Below are 16168 nucleotides of genomic sequence, written 5' to 3'. Positions count from 1 at the left end.
TCAAACTCTCTCCAGATCCATTATTATTCCGCGGTCGAGCTGCGCGATATTGCGCGCTCCGCACAGTGCCATCGCCACCCGCATCTCGGCGGCGATAAGCTGCAATACATGATCTATTCCCGCCTCGCCTCGCGCTCCCAACGCATGGACCCAGGCGCGTCCTAGCAGAACGCCCTGCGCGCCGAGAGCGAGCATCCGGACCACATCGAGCCCGGAGCGAATGCCGCCATCGGCAAGAACGGTCAGATCGTTGCCAACCGCATCGGCAATGGCGGGAAGCGAGCGCGCGGTGGATGGCGCGCCATCGAGCTGCCTGCCGCCATGGTTTGAAACGACGATCCCGTCTGCACCCAGCTTGACAGCTTCGCGGGCATCGTCCGGATCCAGGATGCCTTTGATGATTAGCGGACCGTCCCATTCGGATCGGATGAAGGCGAGGTCGCTCCACGAGATGGACGGGTCGAAATTGTCGCGCATCCAGGCGAAGAAGTCCTCGATCCCCGACTTGCCTCTGAGGACGGGCGCGACATTGCCCAGCGAATGGGGACGGCCGCACACGCCAACGTCCCATGCCCAACCGGGATGCATCGCCCCCTGCAATGCACGCCTGATGGCACCCCGCAGGCCCGGGCTGCCGGCAAGACCGGAGTGGTAATCGCGATAGCGGGTGCCGGGCACGGGCATGTCCACCGTGAAAACGAGGGTATTGCAACCGGCCCCTCGTGCGCGTTCCATCATGTCCCGCATGAAGGCGCGGTCGCGAATAACGTACAGCTGGAACCAGAAAGGGCGCGTGGCAGCACCTGCTACCTCCTCAAGTGAACAAGCTGAAACGGTGGAAAGGGTGAAGGGGATTCCCGCCTTCTCGGCGGACCTGACCGCTTGGCATTCACCGCGACGGGCGTTCATGCCGGCCAGTCCGATCGGCGCCAACGCGACCGGAAGGGCAAGGTGCTGTCCGAAGAGTTCGGTTGAAAGATCGAGGGAGGAAACGTCACACAGAACCCGCTGGCGTAAGGTGACAGCTTCCAGATCTGCGATGTTCCGCTGCAGCGTGACTTCTGCAAAAGATCCGCCGTCAATATACTCGAACAAGAACGGCGGCAGACGGCGCCTCGCAAGTTCGCGGTAATCCGAGACTGAAGCGGCAATCATGTGAACGCCTCGACATGACTGTGCCATTTCTCGGCATAGGCCGAGAGATCATGATCCAGCGGCTCGACAGGCTGCAGCGCAGCCGCCGGCACCAGTTCTGGGTCGATCAAGCGAAGGGCCCCGAATGAGACGTCGGTTTCGCCATCGGCGACAAAGATCTGAAGATCGGGTCGCAATGAGGCGAGCGCACGAACAAAAACTTCTGAGTCGGCAAACCGCCCCTCGACGAGCAAGCAATCGATCGATCCGATCAGTCGCAGGGAAGTAGTAGTTACCAGAGCAGCATAGAGACAGATCGCTGCGAGCCGGGCGTTTTGTTCTGAGGGAGGGTTAAGCCACTCGCTTTGTCCTTGCGGGAAAGGGCCGCAGCCGGGGGCAAGTGTGGGAAGCACCATCGCTTGCTCATCAAGAACTTGTGGAACGGCCGCAATAAGCGCTGATTGGATAGCCTTATCGTCGATGCGTCCGGGAGATTCGCCGATGAGCGTCTTGATCTCGCGGCCGCCCATGAACCGCGCCGAGGGGACGGGGGCCGAGTAGGCATCGACATTGATAAGGCAGTCTCTTGCTTCCGGAAGCCGCTCCATCTCGATGCGCTCTCGCGCCATGCGCATGGCAATGAACCATGTCCCGGTTGACAGTACAGTCGCTTCCTTTCCGGAGACTTGCGGAAATCCGCGGGCGGCCATCAAGGCCGCATTTGAGTCATGCAGCCCGGCTAGGATCTTTGTTGTGTTTGGCAGACCTGTCTTGGCGGCTATGTCCGCACGAAGTTGACCGACAACTTCGCAAGCCTCCACCAATTGAGCGAAGCGCTGATCCCAGCCTTTCAGGCGTGCCATCGAAGAAAAATGGCCAGGCAGAGGTGACCAGAGATCCGAATGACAGCCTAGGCTGGTAACTTCGCTGACGCAGCGGCCGGAGAGAAACCAGGCCCAGTATTGCGGCCAAGGGACAATGGTTCCGCTCTCCATAGCCTGCGGATAGAGGCTCTGGAGCCAACTGAGCTGAGCTCCCAGGTTCAGGCCATTTGGGAGGCTCGGGGAGCCGGTTTCGGCAAAAGCGGGGCGTTCCGCCTGATAGGCTGCGCACACGTCCTCCGGCAGTGCCTGTTCGTAATCGATCGGCGGAAAGGCGAGTGCGTCATCTTCAATGACTGCGGCCGCTGCTCCATGCGCAACTGGAACGATAAATTCTACCGGGTGCGGCGCGTAGCTGGTCAGGACATCCATCAGCCACGCCTCAATGCCGGACGCATCCAGACGAATTAGGCTGTCAATGCTGGCAGCGCGGTTGGGGCGAACCTGTCGATCCAATAGGCTTCCTTGGCGAGACCACAGGGTTACCTTGCTGAGTGTTTTGCCCACGTCGATGCAGACGGCATAGCCTTCAGCCACAAATTCCTCTCCATGGCCGACTCATATAGTGGTCCTGCCCTTCAGTGATAGTGATCATTTAATATCGAAAATGATTGGATTTGCAAGTTCGCCCACGTCTGGCTTGCAAAGATAAAAGAGTGCGAGGCGTCTGCCAGGCTTTCCTCGGCTGGTAGTCAGCCAAATTAGCCTCGCGCAAGGAGTGTGCTGTACGCCTCTCGGCGCTCTGCTAGTTCATGAGCCGATTCTGGATAATCCGCTCGACGCGCCGCAGTTTTCTGAGCCACCGACTTGCGTCCCATCTATCAGCGGAAATACGGCGGTTAGCGCTAATTACCTGCCCCTCGAATGAATGCTTCGACGTTGCAAACAGCTACGGTCTGGCGCTTTTCCGATTGCAACTGTCGCCTTTTTGTCAACTCAAACCGGACAACTCGGAGACGGTCCAGCCACTGTCACTCTTTGATAGCCAGTTGGCGAAATGCCGGATGTCAGCTCTTGGCGGGACCAGCCATTCGACACTTTACCTCGGAAAGGCAGGAAAGTCCCAACTGCGGCTGTTGAGACCTATTGATAAGCACGTTCGCTTTCAGGTCAGCGTCGAGCGATCCACTATAAACGCCAGTAGGGCGCGAAGCCGACAATGCACCATCGATCCTCTCGGGTGCCGCCAGCCCCACACGGCCTCTCTCATGGCTGGTCTGACCGGAGACAGCCTCGCTCGATCAGCTATGCCGCAATGACGGCCGTGCCGCTTTTTTCCGCCGCCTGACGGCTTTGCATCGCGAAACGAAAAAAGCGGCTTCCCGCGATCCTCCGCTTCGCTGCGGTCCCTTTGGGATGCGCCGCCGATCGCTCCGGTCCCTTGAACCGCCATCGAGGCCGCGATGGGCGCGGTCCGAGCAACACGAAAGGAACTGCAACATGGCTAACATCGGCACCTTCACCGCCAACGACAACGGCGAACTGGGCGGCACCATTCAGACGCTCACCCTCAACACCCAGGCAATTGTCCGTCCCGTCGACAAGGACGGCGAGAAGTCCCCCGACTTCCGCGTCAGCACCGGCGATCTCGACATCGGGGCTGCCTGGAAGAAGACCAGTCGCGAAGGCCGCAACTACATCTCGGTCAAGCTGGACGATCCGAGCTTCCCGGCCCCGGTCTATGCCACGCTATCGGAGACCGACACCGCCGGCGAATACGCCCTCATCTGGTCGCGCTAACGGCCACGAGCGCCCCGCCCGTTCGGGCGGGGCGAATCCACCATCGGATGGATCGACCGGCTTTCGTCTTGCGGTCATCGCCATCGCCAGCTAACACTTGCGAGTGAATCGCAATAAGCGGCGTGAGGGAATAGCGCAGAAAGGACAAATCGATGACCCGCCACTTCCCTCCGCCAAGCCTCGACGATGCTGCGCATCGGTCATTGCTGGTCGAGGCGGCACGGTGCTGGCGCAATGCGCGAGATACTGGTCAGTCTGTCCAGCCTTGTCTCTACAAGATTCTCGCTTCCCATAATTGCGATATGCTTGCCCCCGTGTTCGATAGCCTGATGCGCCTGTGCGAAGATGCGCTCGGGCGTCCGGTCGCTGTTGGCGAAGCCGCGGCGCTGTCGGGCGATGAGCATCTGCTGCTAGGCCTTATCGACGGATCGAAGCCGCGCCGCGCCTGTATCGACTGCGCCGAAAGCGCGGCTTCGGCCCTCGATTGCGCCATCTGCTCGACACGAATCATGATGGGCCTCGCTTTTGCCCATACCACTGGCGATGTTTCTGGCCGCGTGATGCCCACGCAATCCGTCCCGCCCGTTATGCACTGAGGGCGGATACGGCGGGATGGGTAAATATGATGCACTGGGCACTCTCCTGAGACGCTGACGGTGGCGCAACGACGCAGAAGGCGTCGAACTGCGCTTCGCGCATATCGAGGACATTATCGGCGGACTGCTGCCACGCGGAGCGCCCGAGCCAGAATGGTGGTGCGCGAACGGTTGCGCCGATGCCCATCCGCCGCCTCGTCGTGCCTGGCTCGATGCCGGGTTCGAGGTGATCGCCGAACCGAAGGCCGAAAAAGTCTATTTCAAGAAACGGCCCACGCTCTGACCAGCGTGGGATGATCTCTGTCGGCGCGGCTAACGCCGCGCCTTGGATCTAAGGGCGTTGCCCTCGCGCCGGACAAGGGAAGCTGCGCCGTCCGGGCCGGGGTCCCCGGCCTTCCTCCATTTTCATTGCGTGCAGGCCGGGTGATCCCCCTCCGGCCCGGCCGCCCTTGTCCGTTGCTACCCCAGCCTCGCCGACGGGCAGGGTTTCCGCGCGGCGCTTCCCGCTGCGCGGAAACCCAAGCCAAGGAAGGAAAAGCACATGAGCATCCATCACCTCGCCACCCGGTTCGGTCGCAATGCCCATCAGATCGGCGGGCGCGAGCCGCTCGATAACGAGGCGCTCTATCGCCACGCCCCGTCCATCTTCGCGCAAGAGGCGCACGACAGCCGTTCGCAGCGCTATGTCTATGTCCCGACCATCGACATCGTGGAGGGGCTGCGCCAGGAGGGATGGTTCCCGTTCTTCGCCGTGCAGTCGGTGCCGCGCGACGGTAGCCGCCATGGCCATGCCAAGCACATGCTGCGCCTGCGCCGGGATGAAGGTATCGGCAAACCCGAGGCCGCCGAGGTCATTATCGTGAACAGCCATGACGGGACGAGCGCCTATCAGATGTTCGCCGGGATGCTGCGTTTCGTCTGTACCAACTCCATGATTGCGGGCGAGCGGTTCGAGGAAGTGCGCGTTCCCCACAAGGGCAATATCCAGCACGACATTATCGAGGGCGTTTACACCGTGGCTGAGGACTTCCCCCGGCTGATCGATGCCAGCGAAAGCATGAAGGAGATCCAGCTTGGCGAAGATGAGCAGCGCGTACTTGCCGAAGCCAGCCTTGTCGCACGCTATGGCGAGGACGAAAGCCCGCTGCGGCCCGAACAGATCCTCGAACCGCGTCGCCGCGAGGACAGGAGCCGCAGCCTCTGGACGACCTTCAACGTCATTCAAGAAAATGTCGTTCGCGGCGGTCTGTCAGGTCGCAAGCGCAATGCGCAAGGCCGTATCCGCCGCAGCACCACCCGCGCCATCAACGGTATCGACCAGAACGTGACCCTCAACCGCGCGCTGTGGACGCTGGCCGAAGGCATGCAGCGCATCAAGGCGGGTTGACCGCAATGCCGTGGAGCCGGAGAACCGGCTCCACGGCTTTCCGAATTTGCACAGATGCGGTTTGACGCATCGCAGGAACTGCGGCGATCCGGCCGCGCATCCCCATAGGTCCGCGCGGCCGGACGAATATATGTACTCACCGGGCCACGGCCCAGCTCGCGATTTAACCATTCCCGTTCGCCGAAAGCGACTATAACAGTCGTTTGTATGGCGAACAACGCGCAGGTTGTGGAGGTGATCGTGCATGATCACTTCCCGCCAGGTGCGGGCCGCTCGTGCGCTTCTGGGTTGGACACAGGAGATGCTTGCTGACAAGGCCCTTGTTGCGCTGACCGCGCTCAAGCGCTTGGAATCTGAGAACAACCTGTCCGTACGTGACGACACTCGCCATCAGGTAGTCAAGGCGCTGGAAAGCGCAGGAATCGTTTTTCTCGATTCGGACAGGGGACAAGGCGTGCTCCTCGTAAGCGAAGCCCAGAGCGAACCGAACGAATAGCGCCATGCAAGGCGCCAGCTTTTATCCGTATTTTCTCCGACCGCTATAGCAAGCGCGGGACAATTGCTCCGCTTCGTAATGGTGTATGTGCCCCGAGACGCCACGCGCCAGGACACATGGCTGAATGCGGAGCGAAGCGATGACGATACCCGCTTTCGAAGACAGCGCGCCCGATGCGGCGCATGTCACCGACTATGACGAACGCCATCACCTCACCTATTGGCGGCTGCTCGATGCCGCGGCGGAAAATGCCGATTGGCGCGAGGCCGCCGCGATCATATTCGGGATCGACCCTGAGGCCGAACCCGAGCGCGCGCGCTTGGTGCATGACTCCCATCTCGCGCGTGCGCGCTGGATGACCGAAACCGGCTATCGCCATTATCTGCGCCCTCCCGAATCCTGAGACCGGGATGGGACTGCGGAGCCAAACTGGCAGCCAACATAGCCAGACCGCTGACTTGAAACGGCTATGTGCCCGCGCGCTCGACAGGGCTTCTGCACAGTTGCTCGGCTGAGAACATCTTCCGCGGCGCTCCAAAAGAGAGCCACGCTTGGGAGAGGTTCGATGCCGCCTGAGAGGGACTGGCGCACGCCCCCGGACGAAGCCAGGGACGAGGCGTTGCAATATTCGGACATTGCGGTGGGCTATCTCAGTCGCAACGCCAACTATCGTACCGAATATCGTCGCGCCATCGACCGGGTGAAGCGAGGAGCGGTCAAAGCCGACGACGCCACCGCCGCTCTGGTACGGCGGTGGGGTATCAGCTTCCATACGGACCCGTCCGCCGCTTTCGATCCGAAGCTGACGGTCGCGCGGCCCGATCTTTCGCCGACTGATATAGTTCTGGCTCCGGCGCTCTCGGGGATTGCCGCCAAGCGGCTTGACCCGAAGTCGCTCGGCGAGGTTCGCGCCTGTATTACCATCGGCGAGTTCCGGCATTTCATTCTCGCCGACAAGGATGGCGATGAGCACCTCTGGGTCGCTGGTTCGTTCGGCCGTCCGCTGGCCATGATGCTGCCGTTCGGGCCCGACCCACTCGTTCGCCTCGCATCCGCCGAGCGCTTCTGCCGCCGCCTGCTCGGCATGGCGGCCGGACCACCGCCGCTACGGCCAACACAGTTCCGGCGGCATCATCTGCTGACCTTGTTGCAGGTGCTCGACGGGCATCATGCCGGTGCCACCCGCCGAGAACTCGCGGCGGCGCTAATCGATCGCGATGTGCGCGATTACAGCGCTGCCGACTGGAACGATAGCCGCGAGCGCAAGCGCATTTCGCGCTGGATAAAGGACGCCGTCGAACTGCGCGACGGTGGCTATATTCGTCTGCTGCGCGGGGGCTGAAAGGGGGACATTTCCCGCCCCCGTACTTCTGTCTCTTCTCCGCTACGCATCCCCTTCGCCATCATCGCCTCCTGTCCGCCGGTCCCGCTTTTCGGGGCCGGCCATCACAAGGAGGATCATCATGAGCGAACCGGCAGCCGCCACCACGCCACGCTATCTCAAGACACCCGACGCGGCGGTCCATCTCGGCCTGTCAGCCCGGACACTGGAAAAGCATCGCTGCTATGGCACCGGCCCGGTCTTCCGCAAGCTTGGCGGCCGTATCGTCTATGCCATCGAAGACCTCGAGGCTTGGGCAGCGCTCGGCACACGCCGTTCGACCTCCGATCCTGGGAAGGGCACCGTCCACCCCGCGAAGCGCCTGCCCACCGACTGTGTGCGTCGCTGAGCCCTATGCGCGCTGCACACTCTCCTTCCGGCGGCCCGGACACCGAACGGACGCAGCTTGAACTGTTTCGTTCGGTCCCCGGCGATCTCGCGCCGCGCGATGCGCAGGATCTGATGGCCTGGCCGTTTTTCAGCCTCGCCAAGAGCAGGCGCATAGCGCCGATCGATTTCAATATGGGCAAGACCAGAATATCGGTCGAGGCCGTGCCCGAACATGGCATGGCGACGATTTGGGATGCCGACGTGCTGATCTGGGCAGCGAGCCAGCTCATCGAGGCACGCGATGCCGGCCGGCCCACTTCGCGCCTCATGGTGACGACACCGCACGAGATACTGGCGTTTACCCGGCGCGGCACAGGCAAGGCAAGCTATGAGCGGCTCAAAGCCGCGCTCGACCGGTTGCAATCCACCACCGTCGCCACCTCGATCCGGCAGGAACATCAGCGCCGACGTCATCGCTTCTCGTGGATCAACGAATGGCGTGAACTCGCGGACGGCCAGGGCCGTGCGCTTGGGATCGAGCTGATCCTGCCCGACTGGTTCTATGCTGGTGTGCTCGACCGCGCGCTCGTGCTGACAATCGACCGGGCCTATTTCGATCTGACCGGCGGGTTGGAACGCTGGCTCTACCGCATCGTGCGCAAGCATGGCGGGAGGCAGGAAGGTGGGTGGAGCTTCGACATTCCGCACCTCCACAAGAAGTCCGGCGTGCTTTCGCCGCTCCGTCGCTTCGCTTTCGAACTGCGCGGGATCGTCGCTCGCCAGCCGCTGCCCGGTTACGCCCTCAGGCTTGAACACGCACTTGGCCGGGGGCGGCTGAGCTTCGCTCCGATCCCGGAACATCCGCTCGACACCGCCATGCGCCGAATGGGCATTGAGCCTGTGGATAACCGGTCATGAGGTTCGGACTATCGGGAACACCCGCACTCGGACGATCAGGAACGCGATCCTCGGACTATCGGGAACAGGAGTGGCCCGCGAGCCCGCAGAAATCCTCGCGGAATTGCGCCCCCTCTAACAGTGCTAATAGAATCGAATCCTTCAGATTCTTGCTAACGCAACTCGCTGCTGTGGACAGATCGTGCGCCGCTTCGTCGGCAAGGCATCTGCTCGACAGCAGCTCACAGGAGATCGGCAATGAATAACGACGCACCCAGCGGTGCGCGCGGAGGCTGCGCATTGGGCTCGACACGCAAGCAGCTGACCGAAGTCGAGCTGACCTGGATCGAGAAGAAGTTCGAGCACTGGATACGCTTCGGTCGGATCGCGCAGGATCGCATCGTCACGCGCAAGACTCGCGTCGTCAGCTTCCGGGCCGGCGCGATCTTCGCCTTCGTGCGCTGGATGGCGAACGACTATGGTACGATCAGTTCGCGCATAGATGTGCTGCGCGCAGTCGCGCCCGGCGAAGCATACACGACCTTGCCGTTCGTGCGGCCCGGCGGTGAAATTCTGCTGCACATCGAGGGCTGGCCGAAGGTCAATGAAGTGTTGTCAGCGATCGACAGCGTGGAGGCTGCCGGTGTCGATCCTTGCGAAGCCGCACCAGACCACTGGCGCCATGTTCACAACCGTATCGCCGCCGGACAGAGCCCACGACCCTATACGATGGAACGCCACCTTGCCTGGCTCAAGCGCCGGGAGATCGAGGGATGACCCGCTTCGGCTATGTCATCGCCACGGCCGTTGCCGTGCAGGTGTTTGTCGTTCTGTTCGTCGCGGTGGCACTTGCTGATCCGCACCCGCGCGTCATCTGGAACGCCAGCGCGAGCGTGCCGATCGGCCTTTACCGGTTACATGTCGACGACGATCCGCCGACCGGTACACTGGTAGCCGTTACCCCGCCGCGGCCATGGGCGCGCTGGATGGCCGAGCGGGGCTATCTCCCGGAAGGCGTGCCGCTTCTGAAACATGTCGCGGCGAAAGCGGGGCAGCGTGTTTGCCGCATCGGCAACATGGTCAGTGTCAATCGTCAGCCCGTTGCCGTTGCGCTGGATCGCGATAGCCGGGGCCGCCCGCTGCCCGTCTGGCAGGGGTGCCGAAAACTTCAGTCGGGCGAATTTCTGTTCATGAACTCGTCCGTGCTCGACAGCCTGGACGGCCGCTATTTCGGACCGCTTCCGGCCGCGACACTGTTGGGCCGCGCGATGCCGATGCTCACCCGCGACACGGCGAATGGTCCGCTCGTCTGGCGGGGAATTGCGCCATGAGATGCGGGTGCCTTGCAATTGCCCTGGTATTCGCCGTGCAGATGGCAGGCTCGTCGCCGGCCGCTGCGCAACCTGCGCCCGGCATTGCCGCAGTCCATCCTTATGCAGCGCATGTGGCCGATGCAGCGCGGCGGTTCGGCATGCCCCAAGACTGGATATGGGCAGTCATGCGCATTGAAAGCAACGGTAACAGTCGCGCTGTCTCATCCGCTGGGGCCATGGGCCTGATGCAGATCATGCCCGCGACCTGGGTCGATCTGAGCGCGCGCTATCATCTCGGATCGGACCCGTTCGATCCGCGCGACAACATCATGGCGGGCGCAGCCTATCTGCGCGAGATGCACGACCGCTACGGCAACGCCGCTGCCATGCTCGCCGCCTACAATGCGGGACCGGGTCGATATGAGGAATACCTTTTTGGCGGTCGACCGCTGCCTCGCGAGACGCGCGCCTATCTCTCAAAGCTGACGGCGATCACGGGCAATTCCAATGACGCGAATCTTGTTGCCTCGACGCCGCCCGATCCATTGGCATGGCGCCGGGCGGCACTGTTTCCCACACGGGCGGATGGCATTCCGAATACGCAGGATGCGGTGACTGACTATCCTTCGGATGTTTCGTCGACCGCGTCAGCCGTTGCCGTCGAGCCGTCGGGAAACGGTCTTTTCGTGTCGCTTTCAGCGCAATGACGGTTGTTGACACCTGCAGGGCCCAATGGCGTGCTCTCCGCCCCGCTGGAGTGCAGCAGAGAAGTGATGAGTTCCCTCAACTCACGAAGAAAAATCGATGGCAAGATAAAAGCCGCGATGTACCGAGCCATCTGCAGCCGGTCGTGGCCTTGTTTTACAAGGCTTTGCGGCGTTCCGCCGCGAGGTGCGCGCCCGATGGCGCGATGTGTAGCTTGTGCCGCTTTCCGCCGTTTGTGCGGGCTTGCCGCACATCGCAGGCCCGAACATGACCGACGACAGCGATTTCCGTGTCCGGCCAGGCCGCATCCGCACGCGGGGCGGACAGCGTGCACGACCCGCTATCGCGCAGGCTCTTGCCGCCGCCCAACGAGCCGGCGGCCTTGGCGCGGGACGCGCACGATCTTCAGGTGTGGGGTTTTCGACCTTCGGACGCGGGCGTGTGGCGAGCATTCGCGCCGCCCATCGTCTCGGTGGCCGGGCTCGCAATGTCGTGATCAAGGCGCGCGTGGTCCGGCACGGGAGCCGCTCGTCGCTTGGTGCACATCTCGATTACCTGCAACGCGATGGCGTCACCCGCGATGGCGAGCGTGGCATGCTATTCGGGACCGAGGGCGACGAATTCGACCGCGGCGAGTTTGCCGCGCGCTGCGAAGATGACCGGCACCATTTCCGCTTTATCGTCTCGCCCGAAGACGCCGGGCAAATGCGCGACCTCAAGACTTTCACGCGCGAGCTGATGGGGCAGATGGAAAAGGATCTCGGCACCCGTCTCGACTGGCGCGGGGTCGAGCACTGGAATACCGACAACCCCCATGTACATGTCATCGTGCGCGGCGTTGGCGAGTACGGCCGTGATCTCGTGATCGCGCGCGACTATATCCGCGAGGGAATGCGGGCACAGGCGCGCGAGATCGTCACGCAGGAACTCGGCCTGCGCACCGATCTCGAAATCCACCAAGCACTGCAACGGCAGGTCGATGCCGAACGCTGGACCAATCTGGATTACCGATTGGCGCGAGAGCGTGACTGCAACGGCATCATCGAAACGGCACCTAAACGGGGAGCGCGGCCCGCTCCGGATCATGCGCTGCGCATCGGCCGGTTGCGCAAACTTGAAGGGCTCGGCCTCGCCAGCGAGGTTGCGCCCGGCCAATGGACGATGAGCGGCGATGCCGAAACCGCGCTGCGCGAGTTGCAGGCGCGCGGCGATATCATCAAGCGGATGCACCGCGCCATGACTGAGCGGGGCATCGACCGGGGCTCAGCCAGCTATGCACTCGAATCCGAACCCGGACAGAACGTAATGGGCAGGCTGGTCGAACGTGGGCTCCACGACGAGCTGACCGGCAGGGCCTATGCGATCGTCGACGGCATCGACGGACGCATGCACCATATCCAGCTTCCCGACATCGATGCGACCGGCGATTGCAGGCCCGGTGCGATTGTCGAACTACGGCACTTCGAGGATCGCAAGGGCCGGCAGCGGATGGCGCTGGCCGTGCGCTCGGACTTCGACCTTGAAGCGCAGATCCGCGCACCGGGGGCGACCTGGCTCGACCGGCGGAACCTGGCGGGCGGCGGTCGCGATCTCGGCGGCGGGTTCGGGACGGAGGTCAAGGACGCGATGGAAGCCCGCGCGGAGCATCTCGCAGACGAGGGGCTGGCGCGGCGGCAAGGGCGACGGATCGTCTTTGCGCGCAACCTGCTCGATACGCTCCGGCGGCGCGAACTCGATGCCACCGCCGAGAAGCTGTCGGCGGAAATCGGCCTGCCGCACAAACCATCACAGACCGGCGATTATGTCATGGGCACGGTGCGCCAGCGTCTGAACCTTGCCTCGGGTCGCTTCGCCATGATCGACAATGGGCTGGGTTTCCAGCTCGTGCCCTGGTCCCCCTCGCTCGATCGACAGATGGGCAAGCACATCTCTGGCGTCATGCGTGGCGACGGCGGCGTGGACTGGTCGCTAGGGCGCGGGAGGGGGTTAGGGCGATAACGTCGCGAACTGGGCCGATAGCTGACCGCCCGGATTTGCGCGACCAGTTGAGGAAGCTGACATTCGCGTTTCGATCTCAACAAGCGCCTTCCCAAGGATCGTTCCACTTGGCCATGATCGAATGCTGGTTCGAGCTGACTCTTGGGCTGGATCGTTGAGCAAACATCGATGGCGACTCAAGCAGCATATTTCTCCGAATTCTCTTCGCAGTGCGCGCGGACGCGTTCGACCCAGCTGTCGAACCAAACCCAAGTGTTTGCGTAGTCTCCCTGCTTTCCAAAGCCTTTCTCCTCCGCCTTTGCGTCAAGCTCCTGCCAAAGGGTTGTGTGATGTTGCATTTTGAACTTCGGAAAACCGTTCGCTTGCATCAATTCCACAACTTGCGAAGGTGTAAACCGGTTCTTGTCGACTTCCTTCAGTAGCACTGAATTGAGCTGCTTGCCCTCCTCAGAATCGGCCTTGATGAACTCGACCGCCTGATCGGCTTTGCTGGCTTTCGCTCCGACTTTAGGCACGAATGCGACACGATAGCTGAAAGCCGGGTCGCGAAGCTCCTCATCGTTCATGTTCGCATGAAACCTGTCGATCGTCGCTTCGAGCACAGCGGGAAGGGCAGGGGCCGATTTGATTTTAGCAATCTGCGCTGCATCGAAAGTGACAAATTGAAGGGCGATTGGCAGTCGTTGCTCCAGCCCATACTGATCGCCGAACCACTCTTTGATCGATCTATTGAAGTTTATGCAGCAGGCTTGGAGAAGCGGCCCAAGCGCATCGTCGATCCGGCTCGTGCTCCTATGCTCGATCTCGTGCCGTATCTCGAGGATCAGCTCGAGATTAAGCTTTGCTCCAGTGGCGAGCGGGAGCTTATTGTTTCTGATGCATTTGCCGAGTTCCCAGAGTTTCTCGGCACAATTCGAGGTTTTGGCGACCTCCCCGTTCTTCTTGTATCGGAAGTCGATGCCCTCGCGCTTCAGCCAGGCGTGACAAAGGTAGGTCCAAGCAATCATTGCGGTAGTGATGAAGATCTCGGAACGGAACGTAAGGCCGGCCGAATTGAAGCTATGCACTGCTGCGATCATCGCTTCACGCGCCTTCACTAACAATTCGTCACCTCGCAGGCTCAGGCCGGTCTCGCCATCTACATCTGGCCAAGTCTCGAGGTAGACCGCCAGCTCGTCAGTCGATGCCGCCTTCACAGTTTTGTGCTTCTTCTCAGAACGAATTTCGGAGATGAGACGGTGATTAATCGAGCGGGTAGGGCGCGTGAAGAAAGCCAAAATGTCCTGATCGTTGTATTTCTGTGTCGCCAGCATCGCTTTGACAATGCTCACCTCCCACCGCTCTAGGTGGTGCCCTCTCTTCCTCTTTGGCAACTGGCCCTCCATCGACATCGCAATAGGGATCGGCGTTATCACGTCGATCGAAAACGCACATGGGGTTGGCAAATCGGTAGGTAACGCAGAGGTCGGTAACTAAACAACGTCATATTCGGCAGAATATGGGCCTTTGGCGGACTGTCCGGCCTTGAAGGCGAAATCCGATTTCGTTTGGCTGGCGAGGAAGATTCCACACAAGGTTCGGCGGACAGTTAGCGCATGTGCGCTCGAAAAGCCCAACGTCTCAAAATTTCTGTGTCTGACCGGTCTGGGTGGTCTCCCTCAGGTGCTGTCAGCCTGAACGCAAATCGCTTTAGACCGGCGCACGGCCAGATTGCGCAGCATCACCGAGCTTGCCTCAGGGGGATACTTTGAGGCAGGAAATCGTCTGAGGGGATTTCATTGTGCCGCTTCTTCTTCTTCTAAATCTTGAACCAAACGAAATCGGATTTCGCCTTTCTACTAATCAATTCGTTCCCGCTGAGCGAGCATTAAAATTCGCCGATGCGGTGGTGGAAATAGTTAGAAGCGAATGCGGGCCCGACGCACGAATTGAAATCGTCGAGATGGGGCGCGGTAGTCTCTATACTCGATTCTTGGTTACCGGTGCCGCTCTCGCAACCATCTACATGGCTGTCGACCACGCAGTTCATGATCTTCTGAGCGAAGGAAGCGAACTCGGTCAGTGCGTCGCAGAGATGGTGGTCGAAAATGGCGTTACCAAAGTCTCGGCAATGACCTGTGAGGGGTCAATCGAGGTTTTGAGGGATCAAATCCCAGAAGTCGATAAGTTCCTTGGCGGTGGCTCCCTGAAAGATGATAATGAATCGGGCGGGGTGCGTATGAATTATGTTGGTCTGGCAAGCATCGATCGGCCCACACTTGCATTTGGTCGGTTTGCTTACGAGGGCCAAGTTCTATTTTTCGTCGCCGAGGATGGCGAACGAGGTCGGGTGGATATCTTTGACCCTCCGGGATCCCCGCCTATCGACGAACCCGTTCTAGTCGAATTGCTCGCTACGCGCGGTGACCAAGGTGGCTGGGCAGACAGGGGACTGAGAGTGTTACGTTGGCAACGCCCTCCGAACGATGAAAGTGAATTCGATCTTGCACCGGGTGCCGGATTCGATGAGATGACCACAGCAGAAGATCTGGACGAAGCAGAGCCCACAGCGAGCTTCGTGCAAGGGCAGCCGCGTCGAGCTTTTACTGGAGAATTCGCCAACCAGCGCGAGGGCCTCGTTTTCCATGGAACGAACGGCCAGACTTATGTTCTGGATCGCGTCGTCGGTTCGTCGCCCATCGAACTGGGAACTCCCTATGTAGTCATCGGGCGGGCGGGCATGGACTTCGAGGAGACAGGTCATCGATTGCTCTATGCGCAAATTGTGATGCCGGTATCCGGCGAGTGATCTCACGCAGCCTCCGGCTTTCGCTCCACACCATTTCCCGCTCCATAAGCGGCCTTTCATGCGCCAGCGGCGTCCTCAGTTCGTTCCTGCGCACAGTCTTGATGAAAGGTGCCTTCGGCTCCGCCTTTCGAGCTACCAGAAACTTGATGGAATTCATCGAGCTACTGTGGGAGGAAGTTGTCCAATCCTATTGGAGAAGCAATCGGACTTCGCATGCCCGCCAACGGGACCGCTACGGATTGTCGGCAGTTCTTGGGGCGGAAATAAGTGGCCTCGAATGACCAGGAATGGGGCGCGAAGCCGACATTCTGCGACCAAGCGAAATACGCGCCCACGCCATTCCCTGTCTTTCTTCGCCACGCTGCGCTGGGCACGATTAGCGCTTGAATCCGCGCCTTCCTAGGCGGCGTGGACAAATTTGAGCCAATATCTGGCGGTCGCGAGATGAACCATTCCGAGGAAGCTGTTGGCGAGCTGGTCGTAGCGTGTAGCGATCGCGCGGTTGATCTTGAGGTGGCCGAA

The 16168-nt window shown here is 61.1% G+C and carries 16 protein-coding genes and 1 pseudogene; 14 read left to right on the top strand and 3 right to left on the bottom strand.

Annotated elements, in window-relative coordinates; all coding sequences use genetic code 11:
* Together lldD and ABDJ38_RS09050 are read right to left on the bottom strand one after the other, a co-directional pair.
* Positions 1 to 1155: an FMN-dependent L-lactate dehydrogenase LldD gene (gene lldD, locus ABDJ38_RS09055; protein ID WP_346784783.1), complete on the bottom strand. Its 1155-nt coding sequence runs from the start codon at positions 1153 to 1155 to the stop codon at positions 1 to 3.
* Positions 1152 to 2552, bottom strand: a complete 1401-nt coding sequence (locus tag ABDJ38_RS09050; RefSeq protein WP_346784782.1) for an FGGY-family carbohydrate kinase — start codon at positions 2550 to 2552, stop codon at positions 1152 to 1154. Before ABDJ38_RS09050 ends, lldD begins: the two co-directional genes overlap by 4 nt.
* A 903-nt stretch (positions 2553 to 3455) precedes the next feature.
* On the opposite strand from ABDJ38_RS09050, the gene ABDJ38_RS09045 reads away from it, so the two are divergent.
* The 13 genes and pseudogenes from ABDJ38_RS09045 (at position 3456) to ABDJ38_RS08990 (ending at position 12858) form a co-directional block, all read left to right on the top strand.
* Complete coding sequence (locus tag ABDJ38_RS09045) at positions 3456 to 3755, top strand: DUF736 domain-containing protein (protein WP_346784781.1); 300 nt, start codon at positions 3456 to 3458, stop codon at positions 3753 to 3755.
* A gap of 152 nt (positions 3756 to 3907) precedes the next feature.
* Complete coding sequence (locus ABDJ38_RS09040; protein WP_346784780.1) at positions 3908 to 4351, top strand: hypothetical protein; 444 nt, start codon at positions 3908 to 3910, stop codon at positions 4349 to 4351.
* Positions 4352 to 4433: 82 nt separating this feature from the next.
* Positions 4434 to 4634 (top strand): annotated as a pseudogene (locus tag ABDJ38_RS16970) (DUF7662 domain-containing protein); the annotation flags it as partial.
* Positions 4635 to 4892: 258 nt separating this feature from the next.
* Positions 4893 to 5738: a DUF932 domain-containing protein gene (locus ABDJ38_RS09035; protein ID WP_346784779.1), complete on the top strand. Its 846-nt coding sequence runs from the start codon at positions 4893 to 4895 to the stop codon at positions 5736 to 5738.
* A gap of 244 nt (positions 5739 to 5982) precedes the next feature.
* Complete coding sequence (locus ABDJ38_RS09030) at positions 5983 to 6234, top strand: helix-turn-helix domain-containing protein (RefSeq protein WP_119593161.1); 252 nt, start codon at positions 5983 to 5985, stop codon at positions 6232 to 6234.
* Between the two features lie 139 nt (positions 6235 to 6373).
* Complete coding sequence (locus tag ABDJ38_RS09025; RefSeq protein WP_346784778.1) at positions 6374 to 6637, top strand: DNA -binding domain-containing protein; 264 nt, start codon at positions 6374 to 6376, stop codon at positions 6635 to 6637.
* 162 nt (positions 6638 to 6799) lie between these two features.
* Positions 6800 to 7576 carry a DUF2285 domain-containing protein gene (locus ABDJ38_RS09020; RefSeq protein ID WP_346784777.1) on the top strand — a complete coding sequence of 259 codons (777 nt, stop codon included), beginning with the start codon at positions 6800 to 6802 and terminating at the stop codon, positions 7574 to 7576.
* A 121-nt stretch (positions 7577 to 7697) separates the two neighbouring features.
* On the top strand, positions 7698 to 7964 hold the full coding sequence (locus ABDJ38_RS09015; RefSeq protein WP_346784776.1) for a helix-turn-helix transcriptional regulator: 267 nt from the start codon (positions 7698 to 7700) through the stop codon (positions 7962 to 7964).
* 5 nt (positions 7965 to 7969) lie between these two features.
* Positions 7970 to 8863 (top strand): replication initiator protein A, encoded by an 894-nt coding sequence (locus ABDJ38_RS09010; RefSeq protein WP_346784775.1) that lies wholly within the window; start codon positions 7970 to 7972, stop codon positions 8861 to 8863.
* A 237-nt stretch (positions 8864 to 9100) separates the two neighbouring features.
* A complete protein-coding gene (locus ABDJ38_RS09005) occupies positions 9101 to 9619 on the top strand; it encodes a DUF2840 domain-containing protein (RefSeq protein WP_346784774.1) in 519 nt (172 codons plus the stop codon).
* Positions 9616 to 10173, top strand: coding sequence for a S26 family signal peptidase (locus tag ABDJ38_RS09000; RefSeq protein WP_346784773.1), 558 nt, complete (start codon positions 9616 to 9618; stop codon positions 10171 to 10173). Before ABDJ38_RS09005 ends, ABDJ38_RS09000 begins: the two co-directional genes overlap by 4 nt.
* Positions 10170 to 10862: a lytic transglycosylase domain-containing protein gene (locus tag ABDJ38_RS08995; protein WP_429771103.1), complete on the top strand. Its 693-nt coding sequence runs from the start codon at positions 10170 to 10172 to the stop codon at positions 10860 to 10862. The genes ABDJ38_RS09000 and ABDJ38_RS08995 overlap by 4 nt, the downstream gene beginning before the upstream one ends.
* Before the next feature lie 265 nt (positions 10863 to 11127).
* Positions 11128 to 12858 (top strand): relaxase/mobilization nuclease domain-containing protein, encoded by a 1731-nt coding sequence (locus tag ABDJ38_RS08990; RefSeq protein WP_346784772.1) that lies wholly within the window; start codon positions 11128 to 11130, stop codon positions 12856 to 12858.
* A 176-nt stretch (positions 12859 to 13034) separates the two neighbouring features.
* On the opposite strand, the gene ABDJ38_RS08985 is transcribed toward ABDJ38_RS08990, so the two are convergent.
* Complete coding sequence (locus tag ABDJ38_RS08985) at positions 13035 to 14189, bottom strand: DUF3644 domain-containing protein (protein ID WP_346784771.1); 1155 nt, start codon at positions 14187 to 14189, stop codon at positions 13035 to 13037.
* 449 nt (positions 14190 to 14638) lie between these two features.
* On the opposite strand from ABDJ38_RS08985, the gene ABDJ38_RS08980 reads away from it, so the two are divergent.
* Complete coding sequence (locus ABDJ38_RS08980; protein WP_346784770.1) at positions 14639 to 15646, top strand: hypothetical protein; 1008 nt, start codon at positions 14639 to 14641, stop codon at positions 15644 to 15646.
* The last annotated feature ends 522 nt before the right edge of the window (positions 15647 to 16168 follow it).

The sequence above is a fragment of the Aurantiacibacter flavus genome (genome assembly GCF_039710615.1).
In the GTDB taxonomy this organism is placed as follows: domain Bacteria; phylum Pseudomonadota; class Alphaproteobacteria; order Sphingomonadales; family Sphingomonadaceae; genus Alteraurantiacibacter; species Alteraurantiacibacter flavus.
This window is presented reverse-complemented; position numbering and strand designations above follow the sequence as displayed.